The sequence below is a fragment of the Flavobacterium sp. NPDC079362 genome, assembly GCF_050267765.1.
Lineage (GTDB): Bacteria > Bacteroidota > Bacteroidia > Flavobacteriales > Flavobacteriaceae > Flavobacterium > Flavobacterium azizsancarii.
In genome coordinates this window covers 125,902-141,167 of record NZ_JBNNFM010000009.1, presented here as the reverse complement: position 1 = coordinate 141,167, position 15,266 = coordinate 125,902, and the positions used below count along the sequence as shown (strand labels likewise).

Annotated in this window: 14 protein-coding genes; 9 read left to right on the top strand and 5 right to left on the bottom strand. The window is 34.4% G+C overall.

The window, feature by feature from the left end; genetic code table 11:
* The first annotated feature begins 193 nt into the window (after window positions 1-193).
* From ACQKCJ_RS10695 to ACQKCJ_RS10670, 6 genes are all read left to right on the top strand, one after another.
* Window positions 194-334 carry a hypothetical protein gene (locus ACQKCJ_RS10695; RefSeq protein ID WP_271335750.1) on the top strand — a complete coding sequence of 47 codons (141 nt, stop codon included), beginning with the start codon at window positions 194-196 and terminating at the stop codon, window positions 332-334.
* Window positions 335-578: 244 nt separating this feature from the next.
* Window positions 579-1,457 (top strand): AraC family transcriptional regulator, encoded by an 879-nt coding sequence (locus tag ACQKCJ_RS10690; protein ID WP_271335749.1) that lies wholly within the window; start codon window positions 579-581, stop codon window positions 1,455-1,457.
* 70 nt (window positions 1,458-1,527) lie between these two features.
* Window positions 1,528-2,694, top strand: coding sequence for an iron-containing alcohol dehydrogenase (locus ACQKCJ_RS10685; protein ID WP_271335748.1), 1,167 nt, complete (start codon window positions 1,528-1,530; stop codon window positions 2,692-2,694).
* Window positions 2,695-2,916: 222 nt separating this feature from the next.
* Entirely contained in the window at window positions 2,917-3,318 is a 402-nt protein-coding gene (locus tag ACQKCJ_RS10680; RefSeq protein WP_427402004.1) for a lipocalin family protein, read from the top strand.
* 343 nt (window positions 3,319-3,661) lie between these two features.
* A complete protein-coding gene (locus tag ACQKCJ_RS10675) occupies window positions 3,662-4,480 on the top strand; it encodes an alpha/beta fold hydrolase (RefSeq protein ID WP_271335746.1) in 819 nt (272 codons plus the stop codon).
* Window positions 4,481-4,778: 298 nt separating this feature from the next.
* Window positions 4,779-5,261 carry a hypothetical protein gene (locus ACQKCJ_RS10670; RefSeq protein WP_271335745.1) on the top strand — a complete coding sequence of 161 codons (483 nt, stop codon included), beginning with the start codon at window positions 4,779-4,781 and terminating at the stop codon, window positions 5,259-5,261.
* Window positions 5,262-5,306: 45 nt separating this feature from the next.
* On the opposite strand, the gene ACQKCJ_RS10665 is transcribed toward ACQKCJ_RS10670, so the two are convergent.
* Both ACQKCJ_RS10665 and ACQKCJ_RS10660 read right to left on the bottom strand, forming a co-directional pair.
* On the bottom strand, window positions 5,307-6,284 hold the full coding sequence (locus ACQKCJ_RS10665; protein ID WP_271335744.1) for a YheT family hydrolase: 978 nt from the start codon (window positions 6,282-6,284) through the stop codon (window positions 5,307-5,309).
* Window positions 6,285-6,545: 261 nt separating this feature from the next.
* Window positions 6,546-8,942 (bottom strand): outer membrane beta-barrel family protein, encoded by a 2,397-nt coding sequence (locus ACQKCJ_RS10660; protein ID WP_271335743.1) that lies wholly within the window; start codon window positions 8,940-8,942, stop codon window positions 6,546-6,548.
* A gap of 285 nt (window positions 8,943-9,227) precedes the next feature.
* Between ACQKCJ_RS10660 and ACQKCJ_RS10655 the strand changes: the two genes are divergently transcribed.
* The 3 genes from ACQKCJ_RS10655 to ACQKCJ_RS10645 are packed head-to-tail and all read left to right on the top strand — an operon-like array spanning window position 9,228 to window position 11,693.
* A complete protein-coding gene (locus ACQKCJ_RS10655) occupies window positions 9,228-10,553 on the top strand; it encodes a sensor histidine kinase (RefSeq protein ID WP_271335742.1) in 1,326 nt (441 codons plus the stop codon).
* Window positions 10,550-11,248, top strand: a complete 699-nt coding sequence (locus ACQKCJ_RS10650; protein ID WP_271335741.1) for a response regulator transcription factor — start codon at window positions 10,550-10,552, stop codon at window positions 11,246-11,248. The genes ACQKCJ_RS10655 and ACQKCJ_RS10650 overlap by 4 nt, the downstream gene beginning before the upstream one ends.
* 19 nt (window positions 11,249-11,267) lie before the next feature.
* A complete protein-coding gene (locus ACQKCJ_RS10645; protein WP_271335739.1) occupies window positions 11,268-11,693 on the top strand; it encodes a hypothetical protein in 426 nt (141 codons plus the stop codon).
* A 112-nt stretch (window positions 11,694-11,805) separates the two neighbouring features.
* Here ACQKCJ_RS10645 and ACQKCJ_RS10640 read toward each other — a convergent pair whose 3' ends face one another.
* From ACQKCJ_RS10640 to ACQKCJ_RS10630, 3 genes are all read right to left on the bottom strand, one after another.
* Window positions 11,806-12,780, bottom strand: a complete 975-nt coding sequence (locus tag ACQKCJ_RS10640; RefSeq protein ID WP_271335738.1) for a glycoside hydrolase family 43 protein — start codon at window positions 12,778-12,780, stop codon at window positions 11,806-11,808.
* A gap of 215 nt (window positions 12,781-12,995) precedes the next feature.
* The gene (locus tag ACQKCJ_RS10635; RefSeq protein ID WP_271335737.1) at window positions 12,996-14,171 is read right to left on the bottom strand and encodes an aldose epimerase family protein; all 1,176 of its coding nucleotides are present in this window, start codon (window positions 14,169-14,171) and stop codon (window positions 12,996-12,998) included.
* A 28-nt stretch (window positions 14,172-14,199) separates the two neighbouring features.
* Window positions 14,200-15,228 carry a glycoside hydrolase family 43 protein gene (locus ACQKCJ_RS10630; RefSeq protein WP_271335736.1) on the bottom strand — a complete coding sequence of 343 codons (1,029 nt, stop codon included), beginning with the start codon at window positions 15,226-15,228 and terminating at the stop codon, window positions 14,200-14,202.
* Window positions 15,229-15,266 lie beyond the last annotated feature (38 nt).

Genomic DNA, 15,266 nt, shown 5'->3' with positions numbered 1-15,266 from the left:
ATGTTAAATTACCGTTCTGAGCGTTTCAAAAACCAAAAACAAGAATGTAATTCACTGATAATTATATAATTGAGATTTAAAATTCTATAAATAAATACGTTGCTTTCAAACTAATTTTGGATATGATCTTTACAACAATTCAATTTGTTTTTGAATAAAGATTGTATTAATCTATTAATTTAAACTATTTATTATGAACACTTCAAATCAAAAAAACAGCGGCACTACAGGTGCAAAAATGTCAGACAAAAAAACTGATACAAAATCAACTGCTTCAAAAGGTAGCAACAAGTCAACTGACGATAAAAAATCGACATCGACTAAAAAAAATTAAAACTTTTTACATCATTTTATGATACTAAAAAACAAATGAAAATTACGGTCTTCCCGATCGTAATTTTCTTCGTTTATACCAATAGCTAGAATTCAAAAAAATAAGTTTATCGATACTAAAGGGAAAAAAATCTTTTTTATTTTAAGTAAATTTGCAAATTCATAACTGAGAACCTTTACTAAAGTGCAAAAATTTCAGTTGGACCAAATGCCGGAATAATGTTTTTGACGCAAAAAAAATACTAATGAATTTAAAAAGATTACAGATCAGCAAAAACATTCAAAAAGCCGAAGACAAAAATCTATCCTTTCGCGCTTTTGATCTGAATACAGAATATATCGAAGACTATTTTCAACCTCATAAAAAAGATCATTTCTGCATTATAATTGTTGAAACCGGTACTATTGATATTCAGATCGAAGAAAAAATACATTATCTCAAAGCAGGTAAAATTTCTATAATCTTTCCGGAACAAATTCATTTTATCTTAGCCAAAAGTGATGATCTAAAAGGCAAAATCATTTTATTTGAAGAAGTCCTGTTTTGCTCTGATATATTAAAAAATGAACTAAGTCCGTATAATGTAAATCTTTCTGATAACCTTAATTGTACGGTACTCCCTACTGCTGAATTTGAACAGGCACTTTCTCTTATAAAAAACATTCAGACTATATATAACAACCCAACGTTGGTCAAAAAAGAACAGGCGCGATTTTATATAAAAGTATTTCTGCTGGGTTTAATCGAATCTATTCACGGCCAGCATCCTGTTTTGCATCAAAAAACAAATCAGCATATTTATATCGGTTTCAAAAAACTGCTAAATCAGCACTATAAAAGTGAGCGTACTGTGCAATATTATGCTTCGACGCTCACAATTACGCCAAAAAAACTCAATGAAATAACAAAAAAGCACTGCGGTGAAACGGCAATTAATGCGATTCATAACCGAATCCTTACCGAAATAAAAAGACAATTGCTTTTTTCAGATCTGTCCCACAAAGAGATTGCATTCGACCTGGGGTTTAGTTCCCCGTCGGCACTAAACAAATTTGTAAAGGCAAAACTCAAAGAAACGCCTACTGAACTACAGCAGGAATTGGCGCAAATTTATACCGCATAGTCCTGTTTGTATAACATCCTCCCCTGCACGCTCTTTTATCTTTGCCACAATAATTAATACTATTTAAAAGATGAGCAAATTATTTGTTGCAAGCGAGGTTTTCCATGGTCCCGGAAGTCTTGAGGAATTGAAAAACATCAAAGGAAAAAAGGCTTTTGTTGTAACTGGAGGAAGTTCTATGAAAAAAAGCGGAACTCTTGACAGAGCAGTAGCTTTTTTAAACGAAGCGGGAATCGAAACTTTTGTATTCGATGGTGTAGAGGAAGATCCTTCATCTGCTACAAGTTTTAAAGGCGCAGCAGCCATGAGCGAGTTTCAGCCGGACTGGATTGTAGGTATAGGAGGTTGTTCTGCTATTGACGCAGCAAAAACAATGTGGATTTTTTACGAACATCCTGATACTGAATTCGATTCATTAATCAAACCTTTCAATGTACCTGTATTACGAAATAAAGCTAAGTTTATAGCCATTCCGTCTACAAGCGGAACAGGAACGGAAACAACTGGTTTAGCAGTAATTACAGATCGCGAAAAAGGGGTTAAATATCCAATTGTATCGTATGAATTAACGCCGGATGTTGCCATTATCGATGGAGAAATTTGCGCATCAATGCCTGCTCATGTTACATCAAATACAGGATTAGACGCATTAACTCATTGTGTAGAAGCTTTTGTTTCTAACATTGATGATAATTTTGCTGACGTTCTGGCTAAAGGCGGATTAGAAATTGTATTTGATAATCTGGAAGAAGCGGTAAAAAACCCTTCAAATATTACAGCGAGACAAAATATGCATGATGCTTCATTTATGGGAGGATTAGCTTTTAATAATGCATGGTTAGGTATTGTTCATTCATTGTCACATCAGGTAGGTGCTTTATACGGTATTCCGCACGGTTGTGCAAATGCTATTTTCTTACCTAATGTTATTCGTTATAATGCTTTGGCAACGAATAAATATCCTGCATTAGCAAAAGTAATTGGTGTAGCAACTGCCGAAGATCTTGCGCAAGCGATCGAAGGTCTTAGAAGTAGAGTAAACAACATTTCATCTCTAAAAGAATTTGGAATTTCTAAAGAAGACTGGGATAAAAACCTTGATTATATTGCAAACAATGCACTAATCGATCCATGTACAGGATTTAATCCGCGTGTTTCTACTTTAGAAGATTTAAAAGATATTTATAATGCATGTTATGAAGGTATTTTTTATACAGAAAACGCAGTAACAATTTAATTTGTAAAGCCATTTTTAGCCAGACATTTATTTTATTGTCTGGCTTAGAACTGGCGAGGAATAAAATAAACTTCCGGAAAATAAAATTTCGTATGTTATTCTATATAAACATTTTAATTATAGGATTTTCTATAACTTAAAATTGAATAAGGCTGATTATTAGAAGTTTTATGATAATATAATTACCAGATTTATTTTATATTTGAATATAAATTCAAAACTATGAAAAAGATCTTTCTACTATCAATGCTTGTAACCATTTTAGTTTCATGTTCTTCAGAGAACGACAATATTCCAGACGACACATCTGGTAATATTCAGGGAACATGGCAATTAAAAGCAGAGTATATTGGTAGCGTAAGACAATCTTTAAGCGAATGCCGGTTAAACGAAAATATGTCTTTTGACGGTACTGCGGTAATAGCGGTAAAAAGTGATGAAACCGGAAATGTAAATTGTAATCTCAGCACCCAGGAAGGAACTTTTATAAGAACGGGAACTAACTTGTCGATTGCATTTACCAACGAGAATTTGAAAAGTAAGATCAAGGAATTGACAACAGTAAAACTGGTACTAATTCCTGAAAATTCAGATAAAACATTTGAGTACGAAAGGGCAAAGTAATTTTAATAAATTGCCTAATAATTAGACTGGTTTATTATTTTACAGTTCCCTTTTTTAGTCAAAAAATCAATTATACCCCTTTATTATCAAGAAATTACAATTATTATTTTTTTTCCAATACCTAATTTATTGAAATCCTTTTGGGTCACTTATTTTTAATTATAAAAAAAGAATCAGTACCTAAAACTCATTACTTAATCTAGATTAATCGATAGGTCTTCCTTTCCTATATAAATTTGTACAAGAAATCTAAGCCAAAATAAATACAGATAAAAACTTAAATTTTAGTTACAATACCAAATTAGGATATCTCCTAAATTTATTAATCTTAAAACCAAAAAAAATGAGCACAATTACAGTAAAAGACGGAACAGAAATTTATTATAAAGATTGGGGAACAGGACAACCTATTGTTTTTCATCACGGATGGCCTTTATCAAGTGATGACTGGGATGCACAAATGATGTTTTTCCTGAAACAAGGATACAGGGTTATTGCACACGACAGACGTGGACATGGTCGTTCTGGTCAAAGCTCTGAAGGAAATAACATGGAAACTTATGCTGCTGATATTGCTGAATTGACTGCTGCTCTTGATCTAAAAAATGCGATTCATATTGGGCATTCAACCGGTGGTGGCGAAGTGATACGATATGCTGCAAAATATGGAAAAGAACGTGTTGCAAAAGCTATAATAATTAGTGCTGTAACACCAATAATGATAAAAAATGAAGCAAATCCTGAAGGTGTGCCATTGTCTGTCTTTGATGAAATAAGAGAAGGTACAGGATTTAACAGAGCGCAATATTTTTACGATTTCCCTATAGCTTTCTACGGATGGAACCGCGAAGGAAAAACAGTTCAGGAAGGAATTAAGCATAACTGGTGGCGTCAGGGAATGATGGGTTCTGTACTTGCACATTATGAAGGTATAAAAGCTTTCTCTGAATCAGATTTTACAGAAGATCTTAAAAGTTTAGAAATTCCTGTTCTCGTTTTGCACGGAGAAGATGATCAGATTGTCCCTTTTAATCAGGCTCCAAAAGCAGCTAAACTATTAAAAAACGGAAAACTGATTTCATATCCGGGATTTCCTCACGGAATGCCAACTACAGAAGCAGAAACAATTAATAAAGATATCTTAGAGTTTATTAAATCTTAAGGAATATCAAATATTTTAACAGCAATAAATCCTTGAAAAAGAAGCGGCTTCAGAACTGAACTAGCATCTATTTCAAGGATTACTTTTTAATACAAATTGCAACAATCGATATTGCCGTTACAGGCAAGAAAGCAGCTTATTTATATTAAAATTTACGACATCTGTGCCGATAACGAAATTTTCTCTCTATAAAATTCTATCAAATTTAGATCGGGATTCTGCAAAATCCAATTACTATTATATAACAGAAAATTTCAGGGAAAAATTAAATTTGATGTACGCTATTAAAAATTCTGCTATGAAAAATTCGTTAATGCTTTTACTATCAATTTTCTTTTTTTCATGCCAACAAAAAGAAAATAAGAACGGTATTGTTTACTCTACAGATACAATTACGGCAAATAAAAATAAAGAGATAAACAAACCAAACGAAGAGAATAAACAAATAGGCGATACTATCCTAATGAATTTTAGAGATGATAAAGGTTTGTATGTAGCCGAAGGTTCCTTAGATTCAATTCATTCCAGAATATATGTCAAATTCAAAAATGAAAATTCAGAAAAATTGAATGCAACAATTGTTCCCTCTACAGGCAAAGGAAATATTCGTTTCAACCAAATTATTTTTCCAGATCAAACCTCAGACGGACCTTTTGGAATGGATATGAAAATCTCTCTCAAACAAAAAGGAAATTATGTTTTAGTAATTGGACATACGCAAATGGCTGACAATCCATTTTTTGGAAAATTCAGGGTACAGCTTGACAATAAAAAGGAATAATCCCTGAGTTCATAATTGCTCAAAGCCATAACTTGTATCCTCGTTTTAAGCCTTAAAAATAGCTCCAGGATTGTTGGTAAAAAATTCAAAAGCTCTTTTCTCTACATAAGAATGCGTAGAATTGCGCAATGGAAAAGCGCAGTGTCCTCCGTATTTTGGAGTTTCCAGATATACAAATGCACTGTCCTGCGATATAGCTCTGGGATAACATCTCTCGCTTAAAAAAGGATCATCAAGAGAATTAATAATCAAAACCGGAGTAGTAATGTCTTTAAGAGAAAATTCAGGAGAGACGCGCTCATAATAATCATCACGGCTTGCAAAACCATGTAACGGTGCTGTAAAATATTGATCGACTTCATCAAAAGAAGTAATTTTATCAATCTGATCGCGGTTTATAAAATCAGGAAACTGTGCCGCTTTATATTTCAGCTTTTTTTTAATATCAATTGTAAAATTCTTTAAATAAACCCTGTTAAATCCTTGTTTGAGTACCGCAGCACTTGTTGCGATATGAGTTGGTACAGAAATGCAAACACCAGCTTTGACCCGCTCATCGATTTTTGTCCAGCCAAAATAATTCAAAAGCTGAACCCCACCCATCGAATACCCAATTAAATAAACCTCATCGAATCCTTTTTGTAAAACAAACTGCACCACCTGATCAAGGTCATCAACTGCGCCGTGATGATAAAGTCTGGGAAGACGGTTCATCTCTCCTCCGCAGGTACGATTGTTCCATGCGAAAACCGAAAAATCTTTTTCCTGAAAATAAGCCGCACAACTATTATTGTACGTCCTGCGGGAATCCCCTTCTAATCCATGACATAAAATAACTGCCTTTTTAGGGTCACTTATAATAAAATCGATATTGATAAAATCTCCATCACTTAACTCATGCTTTTCCCTTGTATATCCCGGAGCGTCAAACTTTTTAAACAAAGCAGCATAAATAGTCGAAATGTGCCTGTTGCGATGAATAATAGAAGGTAAATTATATTCTGATTGTTCAATTATAGGCATGATAAAAAGTTTTTATGGTGCATACTACAAAGCTAAGGAATCAATCAAACATGTAATTAAAAACTGTCTTTTTTTATTTCATTTTTATTATTATTAATTTCATATAAAAAATATTCCCAAAACTTAAGAGACTCTATACTGATACGCGACAAGAAAATGAAAGAAGTTTTGATATTCATATATATTCCGGACTTTTATAAATTTCAATAAATACCTCTTTCTTTCCTGCTTAAAACAAATTTTGCTGTTGCTGCTTTCGCATTATAACCTTTGCTGCTCTTCAGTCTGGACTTCTTTCTTTTTGTTTTCTAATTTCTGATTTCCAAAATTATAACGCAAACCTAATCTAAAACTCTGGGTGTCTGCATACGACTTGAAATAATTGTACTGATCAGCATAATCTGTAACGACTTTTTCTTTTTGCCCCCTGTAGATATCCGAAATAATAAGATATACTTCCCCGTTTTCTTTCCATATTTTCTTGCGAATAGCGGCAGAAAGACTTGAAGTCTGACTGTAAACAAAAGTACCCTGCACTGAAGAAGAATTGTATTGAAAATTTAATTCTGCATTTAGATCTTTCTTTTTAGTAAGTACGAAACGGTTGCTGATACTCGTGTTATAAGTTGGCTTTCCGTTTTTATAGAAATTGCCGTCCCTGCCCTGAAAACGATCTTCAACATAACTTAATCCTGCCTGAATTCCAGATTCCCAAAAACTATACAGCGTAAGATTAGTATTAAACTCAAGTCCAAAGGCAAAATCTTTTTTAATATTTGTAAAATGGTACACCAACATATTAGTTTCATAATCCTGATAAGAAATTTCCATAGAAGGATTCTTCTCAAGGCGATAAAAAAGATCAAAATTATATTTATTTTTAAGCGTATAAAGCAAATTCAAATTGTGCGTAATTGTAGGAAGTAATTTTGGATCTCCCATAAAATAAGAATACGAATTATAATACGAACGAAAAGGGTTTAATCTGCTGTATTGCGGTCTCGTAATTCGCTTGCCATAAGAAATACCAATTTCATGTCCCTCTTTTGGTTTGTAAAGCCCATAAAATGTTGGAAAAAGCTTGAAATAACGCTGTTGGTTTATTTCTGAAGTAGTAACCGAATTTCCTTCCAGCGAAGTATATTCGCCACGCAAACCAGCCTTGAGACTCCACTTGCCAAATTCCTTATTGTAACTCGCATAACCTGCCAGTATCGATTCGTCATAAAGAAAAACACTGGTTTTATTTGGATTGTTTACGAGATTGCCAGCAATTTCGTCCTTGTAATCAAGACCGCTTTGGGCCTTTACATTTCCAAATTTCAGTCCTGCTTCCAGAGTTCCGTTAATTTCATTCGAGTAATCCGTCTGAGCCGTAAAAAGCTGAATATCCTGCACATTATCACTAATAAAGCGTGTAGTGCGATACGGATTTTGTTCAGGAAGCGAAAATGCCGATGTAATATCCTGACGTTCCTGACGCCAATATTGAGTATAATCTGCCGCTACAGACACTTTTTCTTTTTCACTAAAAAGATGGTCAAAGGACATATTATAGGATTTATTTTTGAGCGGATTAGTACGATTATTTCTCGTTACGTAAAGCGAATCAAGAGCACCATTGCCTCCATAAATAAACGTTGGTACAGTAAAATCTCCCTCTTGCTGCAGCGCTATAAATCCAGTTGCACCTGCAGCGATCGTATTCAGCGAATCAATTTCATACGAAGCCTGAAGACGATATGAATTTTGAGCCAGTGATTTTGACTTGCGTCTCATAATGCTTTCCCAGCGCGAATCGATTGAGCCATCTTCTTTTAAATAATGCACGACATCAGTTCCTTCATTGACATATATGCCTGAGCCAAAACCGTATCTCCCTGCCAGAGATAATTTTTCTCCTTTATAAAACTGATTTGTAGATACAATACCTTTTGGATACATTGATTGCACATAAGCAGTATTAACAGAGCCTTTATAGCCTTGCGAAACATTCTTTTTTAGCTTGATATTCAAAACCGCACTTCCCTGCGCTTCGTATTTAGCAGGCGGGTTCGTGATAACCTCTATAGATTTTACTTCTTCGCCACTCGTGTTTTCTAAAAACTGTTTTAACTCTTCTCCACTAAGATAAACCTTCTTGTCATTGATAGTAACAAGAATGCTCTGACTGCCCCGAATGCTTATCGCTCCCGAAGTTCCCGTCATTACGCCAGGTGTTTTGCTTAGGATCTCCCAGGCATTGTTTGATGAAAGTGATGAATTTTCGACCCCAAACTCAAGCCTGTCAATCAACCTCTTTACAATAGGTTTTTTTGAAGTAATAGTCACACTCTCCAGATTATTTGTTATTTCGCTTAAAGAAATTATATCCAAAATCGTATCTTTTTGAATTGTTATCTTTTTGAGATACTCTTCAAAACCAATTGTTTTCAATTTAAGCAGGTAATCGCCTTTTGCCAAGCCGTTAAAACGAAACTCACCTGATTCATTCGTCTGCGCAGTCTTATAACTTACAGAATCATTTGCCTGCAAAAGCAGCATATCTGCAAAAGGTACGGCTTGATGAGAGCCGTCAACTACCTTTCCAGACAGGGAAATCTCTTGCGAATATCCAGCAAAAGAACCCCACAACAGTAACATGATTAATTTTTTCATTGATGATTTATTTGATGCAAAGCTCTGTAAATCATTTTCCGAAAATGGTTAACACAGGGTTAACGAAGGGTTAAACACCAAAAGATAAAAAGCTGATTGTAAACTCAAATTGCCCTTGATAAAAGACATTTCAATCCTGGCGCAGTTTTGTTTGAGTTATTGTTTATAAATTTGGTTAACGAAGGGTTAAGGCTAGTATATTTGAACTGAAAATACCCAAAATGCGATAGCTTTGTCTCAACAAAACAAACTGATTCGCTTCACGGATTAAAACTTTAAGAACAGATGAAAAGAAAAATAATGCTCTTGATTGGTGCCTGTATTTTTACAGTAATGGCCTTGGCAACCATACAAGGCTATTTTATCTACAACACTTATCAATTAAACGAAAGAGAAATAAATAGTGCCATAAAGAAACAAATTGCACGCCTGGAAGATACTGACGAATGGGAGAAACTGAATGATAACTGGGCAGGACATTCGAAAAAATATGCAAAACAGTATCTAAAAGGAGATGTAACAAAACAAAATTTCATTAAATATCTGAGTGCCAATAAAGATTCGCTTTCCAGGGCTATGAATACCTACATGAAAAAAATGGCGGAACCCGAAGACTATAATATTAATTATTCTATTTATCTCAATTCGATAATACTTATAAATAATAAAAAAACAGATACTTTATTTAAAGGAAAAATATTAGTCTTAGCCAACGACACCCTAAAAAAAAACCTAATTCTTTCTTCTATCGGACGCTGGGAGGTTAAAGATAATGATACAGAACTTTCAATGGTTATAAAAAGCCAACGTTATTATGGTTTTGATGAATTGCAGCAAACCATTATTTCTAAAATGGCCGGCTTATTACTTTTTTCAATAGTATTAATGGCTTTTGTTGTTTTCTTATACTATATGTCCCTAAAAAACCTGATTTCGCAAAAGCGAATTGCCGATATCAAAACGGACTTTGTCAATAATATTACACATGAATTTCAAACGCCACTCGCTACAATGGATATTGCCATAAAAACATTGCAGCGAAAGGACGAACAAATGAGCCCGGAACATTATAAAAATACACTCGCCATGATTGCAAGACAAAATGAAAGACTGCAAAAATTGTTTCGTCAAGTAACCGAAGCTTCTGTCAAGCCCATTGCCAATAAAAACACTATTCAGGTTACCAATGAAGAAATTAAGGACATGATTGACGACTTTAAGCTTTCGAAACCAGATGTAGCAATTGCGTTCTCGTGCCAAAAAGAAGCTTTTAGTATTTCGATGGATCGTTTTCACCTGAATACAATTCTGATAAATTTGTTAGACAACGCCGTAAAATATGGAGCTGACAAAATTGAAACTGACTTAAAAATAACAGATAAAAACTTTATTCTCTCTGTAAAAGACAATGGAAAAGGAATCCCGGTTCAGGAGCAGACCTCAATTTTCGATAAATTTTATAGAGTCGAAAAAGGAAATATTCACAACAGCAAAGGCCTTGGGCTTGGGTTATTCTATATCAAGCAATTGGTAGAAACGTATAACGGTAATATCGTTGTGGAAAGCGAAGAAGAAAAAGGATCTATATTTATAATTACAATTCCAATATGAAACAGCATATTTTATTAGCAGAAGACGATTTTGACTATGCTTCTATACTAAAGCAATATCTTGAATTTTCGGGCTTCATGGTAACCTGGGCAAAGGATGGTAAGGAAGCTTTGAAAATTTTTTCGGACACAAAACCGGATATCTGTGTTTTGGATGTTATGATGCCCCATATGGATGGCTTTACCCTGGCTGAAAATATTATTGAAAATTATCCTGAAACTCCTTTTATATTCTTAACAGCAAAAAGTCTCAAAGAAGATAAGATCAAAGGACTGAAACTTGGCGCTGATGATTATGTAGTGAAACCTTTTGAAGTCGAAGAATTGATTTTGCGGATTCAAAACATCCTGAAGCGCAGTCAAAAGCCGGTTACCGGAAATGCTAAGGAAACTCTGGTATTCTCTATTGGTACTTATATTTTTGATGGTAATAATTATACGCTTTCCCATGAACAAATCACACACCGAATTACTGAAAAAGATGCGCACCTGATTCGGTTTTTATATGCCAATAAAAACAAGCTGGTCAAACGTGAAGATATTTTAAAGGAAATATGGGGCAATGACGACTTTTTCTCAGGACGAAGCATGGACGTTTTTATCAGCCGTCTCAGGAAATATTTTAGCAACGATCCAAACATCTCCATCACAAGTGTAAGAGGTTTAGGATTTGAGTTTAATAGCAAAAACGAATAAAAATTTAAAACTTTTACTTATGAAAATCATCTTATTTTTAATAATGCTAATTTGTGGAGCTTTAGCTCACGGACAAACCACAGTTTCTAAATCCGGAAACACAACAGCAGTTGCAAAAACTCCTTCTAAAAATACAAAATCGACCAAAACTTCGATATCAATTTCTAATTCAGACAATTATTATTCATTACTTGCGAACTTTGATTCCTGGAGAACTAAAAAGTTGGAAAAACTATTATCTGAAAACTTAGACAATAGTTTATTCTCAACTGATGCCGACACCAAAATTTGGAAAAAAGATCACAATGGCGAAACGGCTTACTCTTTTATATTAAAAGAAGAAAAATTAAAGGTAAACATTGACAAAGAATTGGTTTCTAATGCAACCTTTGAGAAACTAAAAGCTTTGGGAGAAAAAATTTCTGAAACACTTTCAGAAGACTAAACTTTGGTTTTCTGGATTGTTAGCATAAAAAAGGACATCTTTTTTCAAAGCAATATTTTCCTGATCTGACCAATCACTTCATTGATTTGTTTCTCTTAACAAAAGCTATTTTCTAATTTTTCAAAAAGTTAAAACTAGTATTGACTGCTTTTAATTCATTACCAACAAATTCGATATCAATTATAGCTGCTTTTCTGGGAGAAACAGCACTCTCATTAAAATGCGTATGCAAGACATAATGCATTTTTTGATTTTGATCCCAAAAAACATCTCCATGACCAATCCCGTTTTGATTCGTGTTTTTTCGACTGATGATCGGACTGTCTTTTGATTTTTCCCAAGGACCTAAAGGACTTTTACTCGTGGCGTAACCAACAGCATAATCAATGTTTCTAAAATCATTTGCTGAATAAATCAGGTAATACAAACCATTGTGTTTTAACACCGTTGGTCCTTCTGTAACTGGCCAATTGGTTTTTTCGGTATTTTCCCAAGGCAATGTTCCCGAAATACATTCAGTCAACGTTTCTGGTTTAATACTTTGAAGATCGTCGTTTATCTCGGCAACAAAAATTCGGTTTCCATTGGTCAATCTCACGTGATATAAGTATTTTTTCCCGTCATCATCAATAAACACAAACGGATCAATCTGATTTCCGGTTTTAATAATCGGTTCTTTGGTCTCATTTTTAAATGGTCCAAGCGGACTATCACTAACCGCTGTTGCAATGTTTTCATTCGCCGTATAAATCATGTAAAATTTGTTTTTATACGAAAGAATCTGCGGTGCCCAAAAACCTTTATCTCCATAAGAATCTCCCTTTTTCAAAGCCAGACCATTTTGCGCTCCAGCGGGTCCTTTCCAATCTTTTAAATCCGAAGAAGTGTAAACCTGAAAACCTTCGCCATTTGGGATAGTTCCTGATGTCGTTCCGTATAAATAATAGGTCCCGTTGTTATAAAAAATAGTAGGATCTGCCAGTAAAATTGTACTGGATTTTTCCTCTTTTGGTTTGCTTGCTTGTTTTTCCTGCGAACATGCAACAAACACGCAGAGTGAAGTTATTAGAGTTGCTATTTTTTTCATTTTTGATTTGATTTATTTTTAGGTTTAATTATCAACCGTTTTTCATTTCGACAGAGGAAAATCACACAAGAAGTTCCGTATAGTATATCGCCAATCTTTGTCGACTTACTAATGTGATTTCTCTCTTCGATCGAAATGACAAACTTGGGCGATTTACTTTATGTTCTTTATTCTCTTATTCTCCCATTATTTCATTATCTCATTCCGTCTTTCTCTCACTTCACCGAAAACTGATAATAAGAAACCGTATGATACTTCTGCCCTGCTTTCAAAACAATTGGTGCAAATTTTGGCTGATTTGGTGCATCCGGGAAATGTTGTGTTTCCAATGCAAAAGCCGTTCTAAAATCATCTTTCGAACCAGATTTAAACGTGTTTTTTGATTGCATAAAATTTCCGCTATAGAACTGTAATCCAGGTTCTTGAGTATAAACATCCATTATTATTCCCGATTTATCTCCTGAAATTGTTGCCGCATGGTTCAATCCGTTTTTCTTAGTTCCGTTTAAAACATAGTTGTGATCGTATCCTTTTCCAAATTTCAACTGCTCGTCTTTCGTTTCAATTCGTTCTCCAATAGTATGTTTTGAAGTAAAATCAAATGACGTATTTTTTACCGATTTTAATTCTCCATTCGGAATCAAACCTTCATCAACCGGTGTAAATTCATTGGCATAAATCTGTAATTCATGATTTATGATACTACCGCTTCCTTCCCCATTCAAATTAAAAAAGGCATGGTTTGTTAAATTGACAATTGTCGTTTTATCGGTTGTCGCTTCATATTCCATTTTTATAGAATGATCATCTGTAATAGTGTATGTAACTCTTACCGTTAAATTCCCGGGAAAACCTTGCTCTCCGTCTGGCGAAACATAACTAAAAACCAAAGTGTTTTCATTAGTTTTAGCAACATCCCAAACCACATCCTGAAAACCTTTTATCCCGCCGTGCAAAGCATTTTCTCCATTATTAAGCGGAACCTGATATTGTTTTCCTTCCAAGGTAAATTTTCCTTTTGCAATTCGGTTACCCACTCTTCCAATTGTAGCGCCAAAATAAGGTTCTGTAGCATTTTTAAAACCTTTTGCACTATTCATTCCAACCACAACATCTCTTGGTTTTCCGTTTTTATCTGCAACCCAAAGGCCAACTAATCTTCCTCCGTAATTGGTAAAAGCCGCTTTGATTCCTTTATTTTCAATCCAATACAAATTGACTTTTTTATTGTCTATTGTAGTATCAAAATTCTTCTCTTCTAAAACTATTTTTGTAGAATCTGTTCTTGTGCCAATTGTTTCTTTTAATGGTGAATTTTCTTTTTTACTGTCTTTACAATTAAATTGAAAAAGTGCCAGCATGATAACCCCAGCAATCTGAATATTTTTCATTTTATACTTTTAAGATGTTTTCTAATTTCTATTTTGATGGCAACGCTAATTTGGTTCCTTCGCTTACAGGTTCTCCCAAAACCGGAAATCCATTTGCATCCCAATTGATTTTCTGCATTCTTGGTGCTCTTTTATTCCCGCATCCTTCTCCCGGATTTGAATTGGCGTGGTATAAAATCCAATCTTCTTTTCCGTCAGGAGACTTAAAGAACGAATTATGTCCCGGCGCATAAACCCTATTTTTATCCGACTGTTTGAAAATTGGTTCAGGAGATTTTTTCCATGCCAATGCGTCTAACAAATTATCACTTCCTGTAAAAGTTAACAATCCCAAAGCATAAAAATCTGTCCAACAGCCACTAGCCGAAAACACGATAAAAACTTTACCATTTCGAGATAAAAACTGAGGGCCTTCATTCACATTTACCTGCGCCGGATTTATATCATCATGCAAAGCTCCGTGCGTTTCCCAATCGTTTGTTGGTGCGGAAATCATAACGCGATCTCCTTCAATCTCAAGCGGATTTTTCATTTTGGCTATGTAAATATTCTGTTGTCCGTTAGTTTCGCCTTCCCATCCTGCCCAGATCATGTACAATTGTTTTTTATGCTCAAAAACATTTCCATCAATCGCCCATTTGTCCGTTTTAGCAGCGATTTTTCCTTTAAATTCAAAATCTCCTTTAAACGGATCTGATGATTTATTTTCCAATACATACATTCTATGCGTGTTGTTATCGCCATTGTCTGCTGCAAAATAACAATACCATTTCCCGTTAATGACATGAAACTCAGGCGCCCAGATATCCGCAGAATAATCGGTTCCTTTTGGTGCTTGCCAAATGACTTTGCTTTGGGCATTTTTCAGATCAGATAGATCTTTTGTTTTCCAAAGCACCAATCGGTTTTGTAACGTATTCGTGTAATAATAATATCCGTTGTAATACGTGCTGTAAGGATCAGCACCCGCTGGTAGAATGGGATTTGTGAATGTTTTTTGCTGTGAATATCCAGTAGAAACAATCGCTAGCAAAAAGAGTAATAAGCATTTTTTCATTTTATTTTTTTATTGTTGGGTATCTGTTTTTAGTATCA

What these genes read in the sequence shown, in the direction of transcription:
- ACQKCJ_RS10670 (WP_271335745.1), top strand. Translation starts at nt 4,779, where the DNA reads ATGAAAAATTCGTTAATGCTTTTACTATCAATTTTCTTTTTTTCATGC.
- ACQKCJ_RS10635 (WP_271335737.1), bottom strand. Translation starts at nt 14,171, where the DNA reads ATGAAAAATATTCAGATTGCTGGGGTTATCATGCTGGCACTTTTTCAA.
- ACQKCJ_RS10685 (WP_271335748.1), top strand. Translation starts at nt 1,528, where the DNA reads ATGAGCAAATTATTTGTTGCAAGCGAGGTTTTCCATGGTCCCGGAAGT.
- ACQKCJ_RS10660 (WP_271335743.1), bottom strand. Translation starts at nt 8,942, where the DNA reads ATGAAAAAATTAATCATGTTACTGTTGTGGGGTTCTTTTGCTGGATAT.
- ACQKCJ_RS10655 (WP_271335742.1), top strand. Translation starts at nt 9,228, where the DNA reads ATGAAAAGAAAAATAATGCTCTTGATTGGTGCCTGTATTTTTACAGTA.
- ACQKCJ_RS10640 (WP_271335738.1), bottom strand. Translation starts at nt 12,780, where the DNA reads ATGAAAAAAATAGCAACTCTAATAACTTCACTCTGCGTGTTTGTTGCA.
- ACQKCJ_RS10680 (WP_427402004.1), top strand. Translation starts at nt 2,917, where the DNA reads ATGAAAAAGATCTTTCTACTATCAATGCTTGTAACCATTTTAGTTTCA.
- ACQKCJ_RS10675 (WP_271335746.1), top strand. Translation starts at nt 3,662, where the DNA reads ATGAGCACAATTACAGTAAAAGACGGAACAGAAATTTATTATAAAGAT.
- ACQKCJ_RS10645 (WP_271335739.1), top strand. Translation starts at nt 11,268, where the DNA reads ATGAAAATCATCTTATTTTTAATAATGCTAATTTGTGGAGCTTTAGCT.
- ACQKCJ_RS10630 (WP_271335736.1), bottom strand. Translation starts at nt 15,228, where the DNA reads ATGAAAAAATGCTTATTACTCTTTTTGCTAGCGATTGTTTCTACTGGA.
- ACQKCJ_RS10695 (WP_271335750.1), top strand. Translation starts at nt 194, where the DNA reads ATGAACACTTCAAATCAAAAAAACAGCGGCACTACAGGTGCAAAAATG.
- ACQKCJ_RS10650 (WP_271335741.1), top strand. Translation starts at nt 10,550, where the DNA reads ATGAAACAGCATATTTTATTAGCAGAAGACGATTTTGACTATGCTTCT.
- ACQKCJ_RS10665 (WP_271335744.1), bottom strand. Translation starts at nt 6,284, where the DNA reads ATGCCTATAATTGAACAATCAGAATATAATTTACCTTCTATTATTCAT.
- ACQKCJ_RS10690 (WP_271335749.1), top strand. Translation starts at nt 579, where the DNA reads ATGAATTTAAAAAGATTACAGATCAGCAAAAACATTCAAAAAGCCGAA.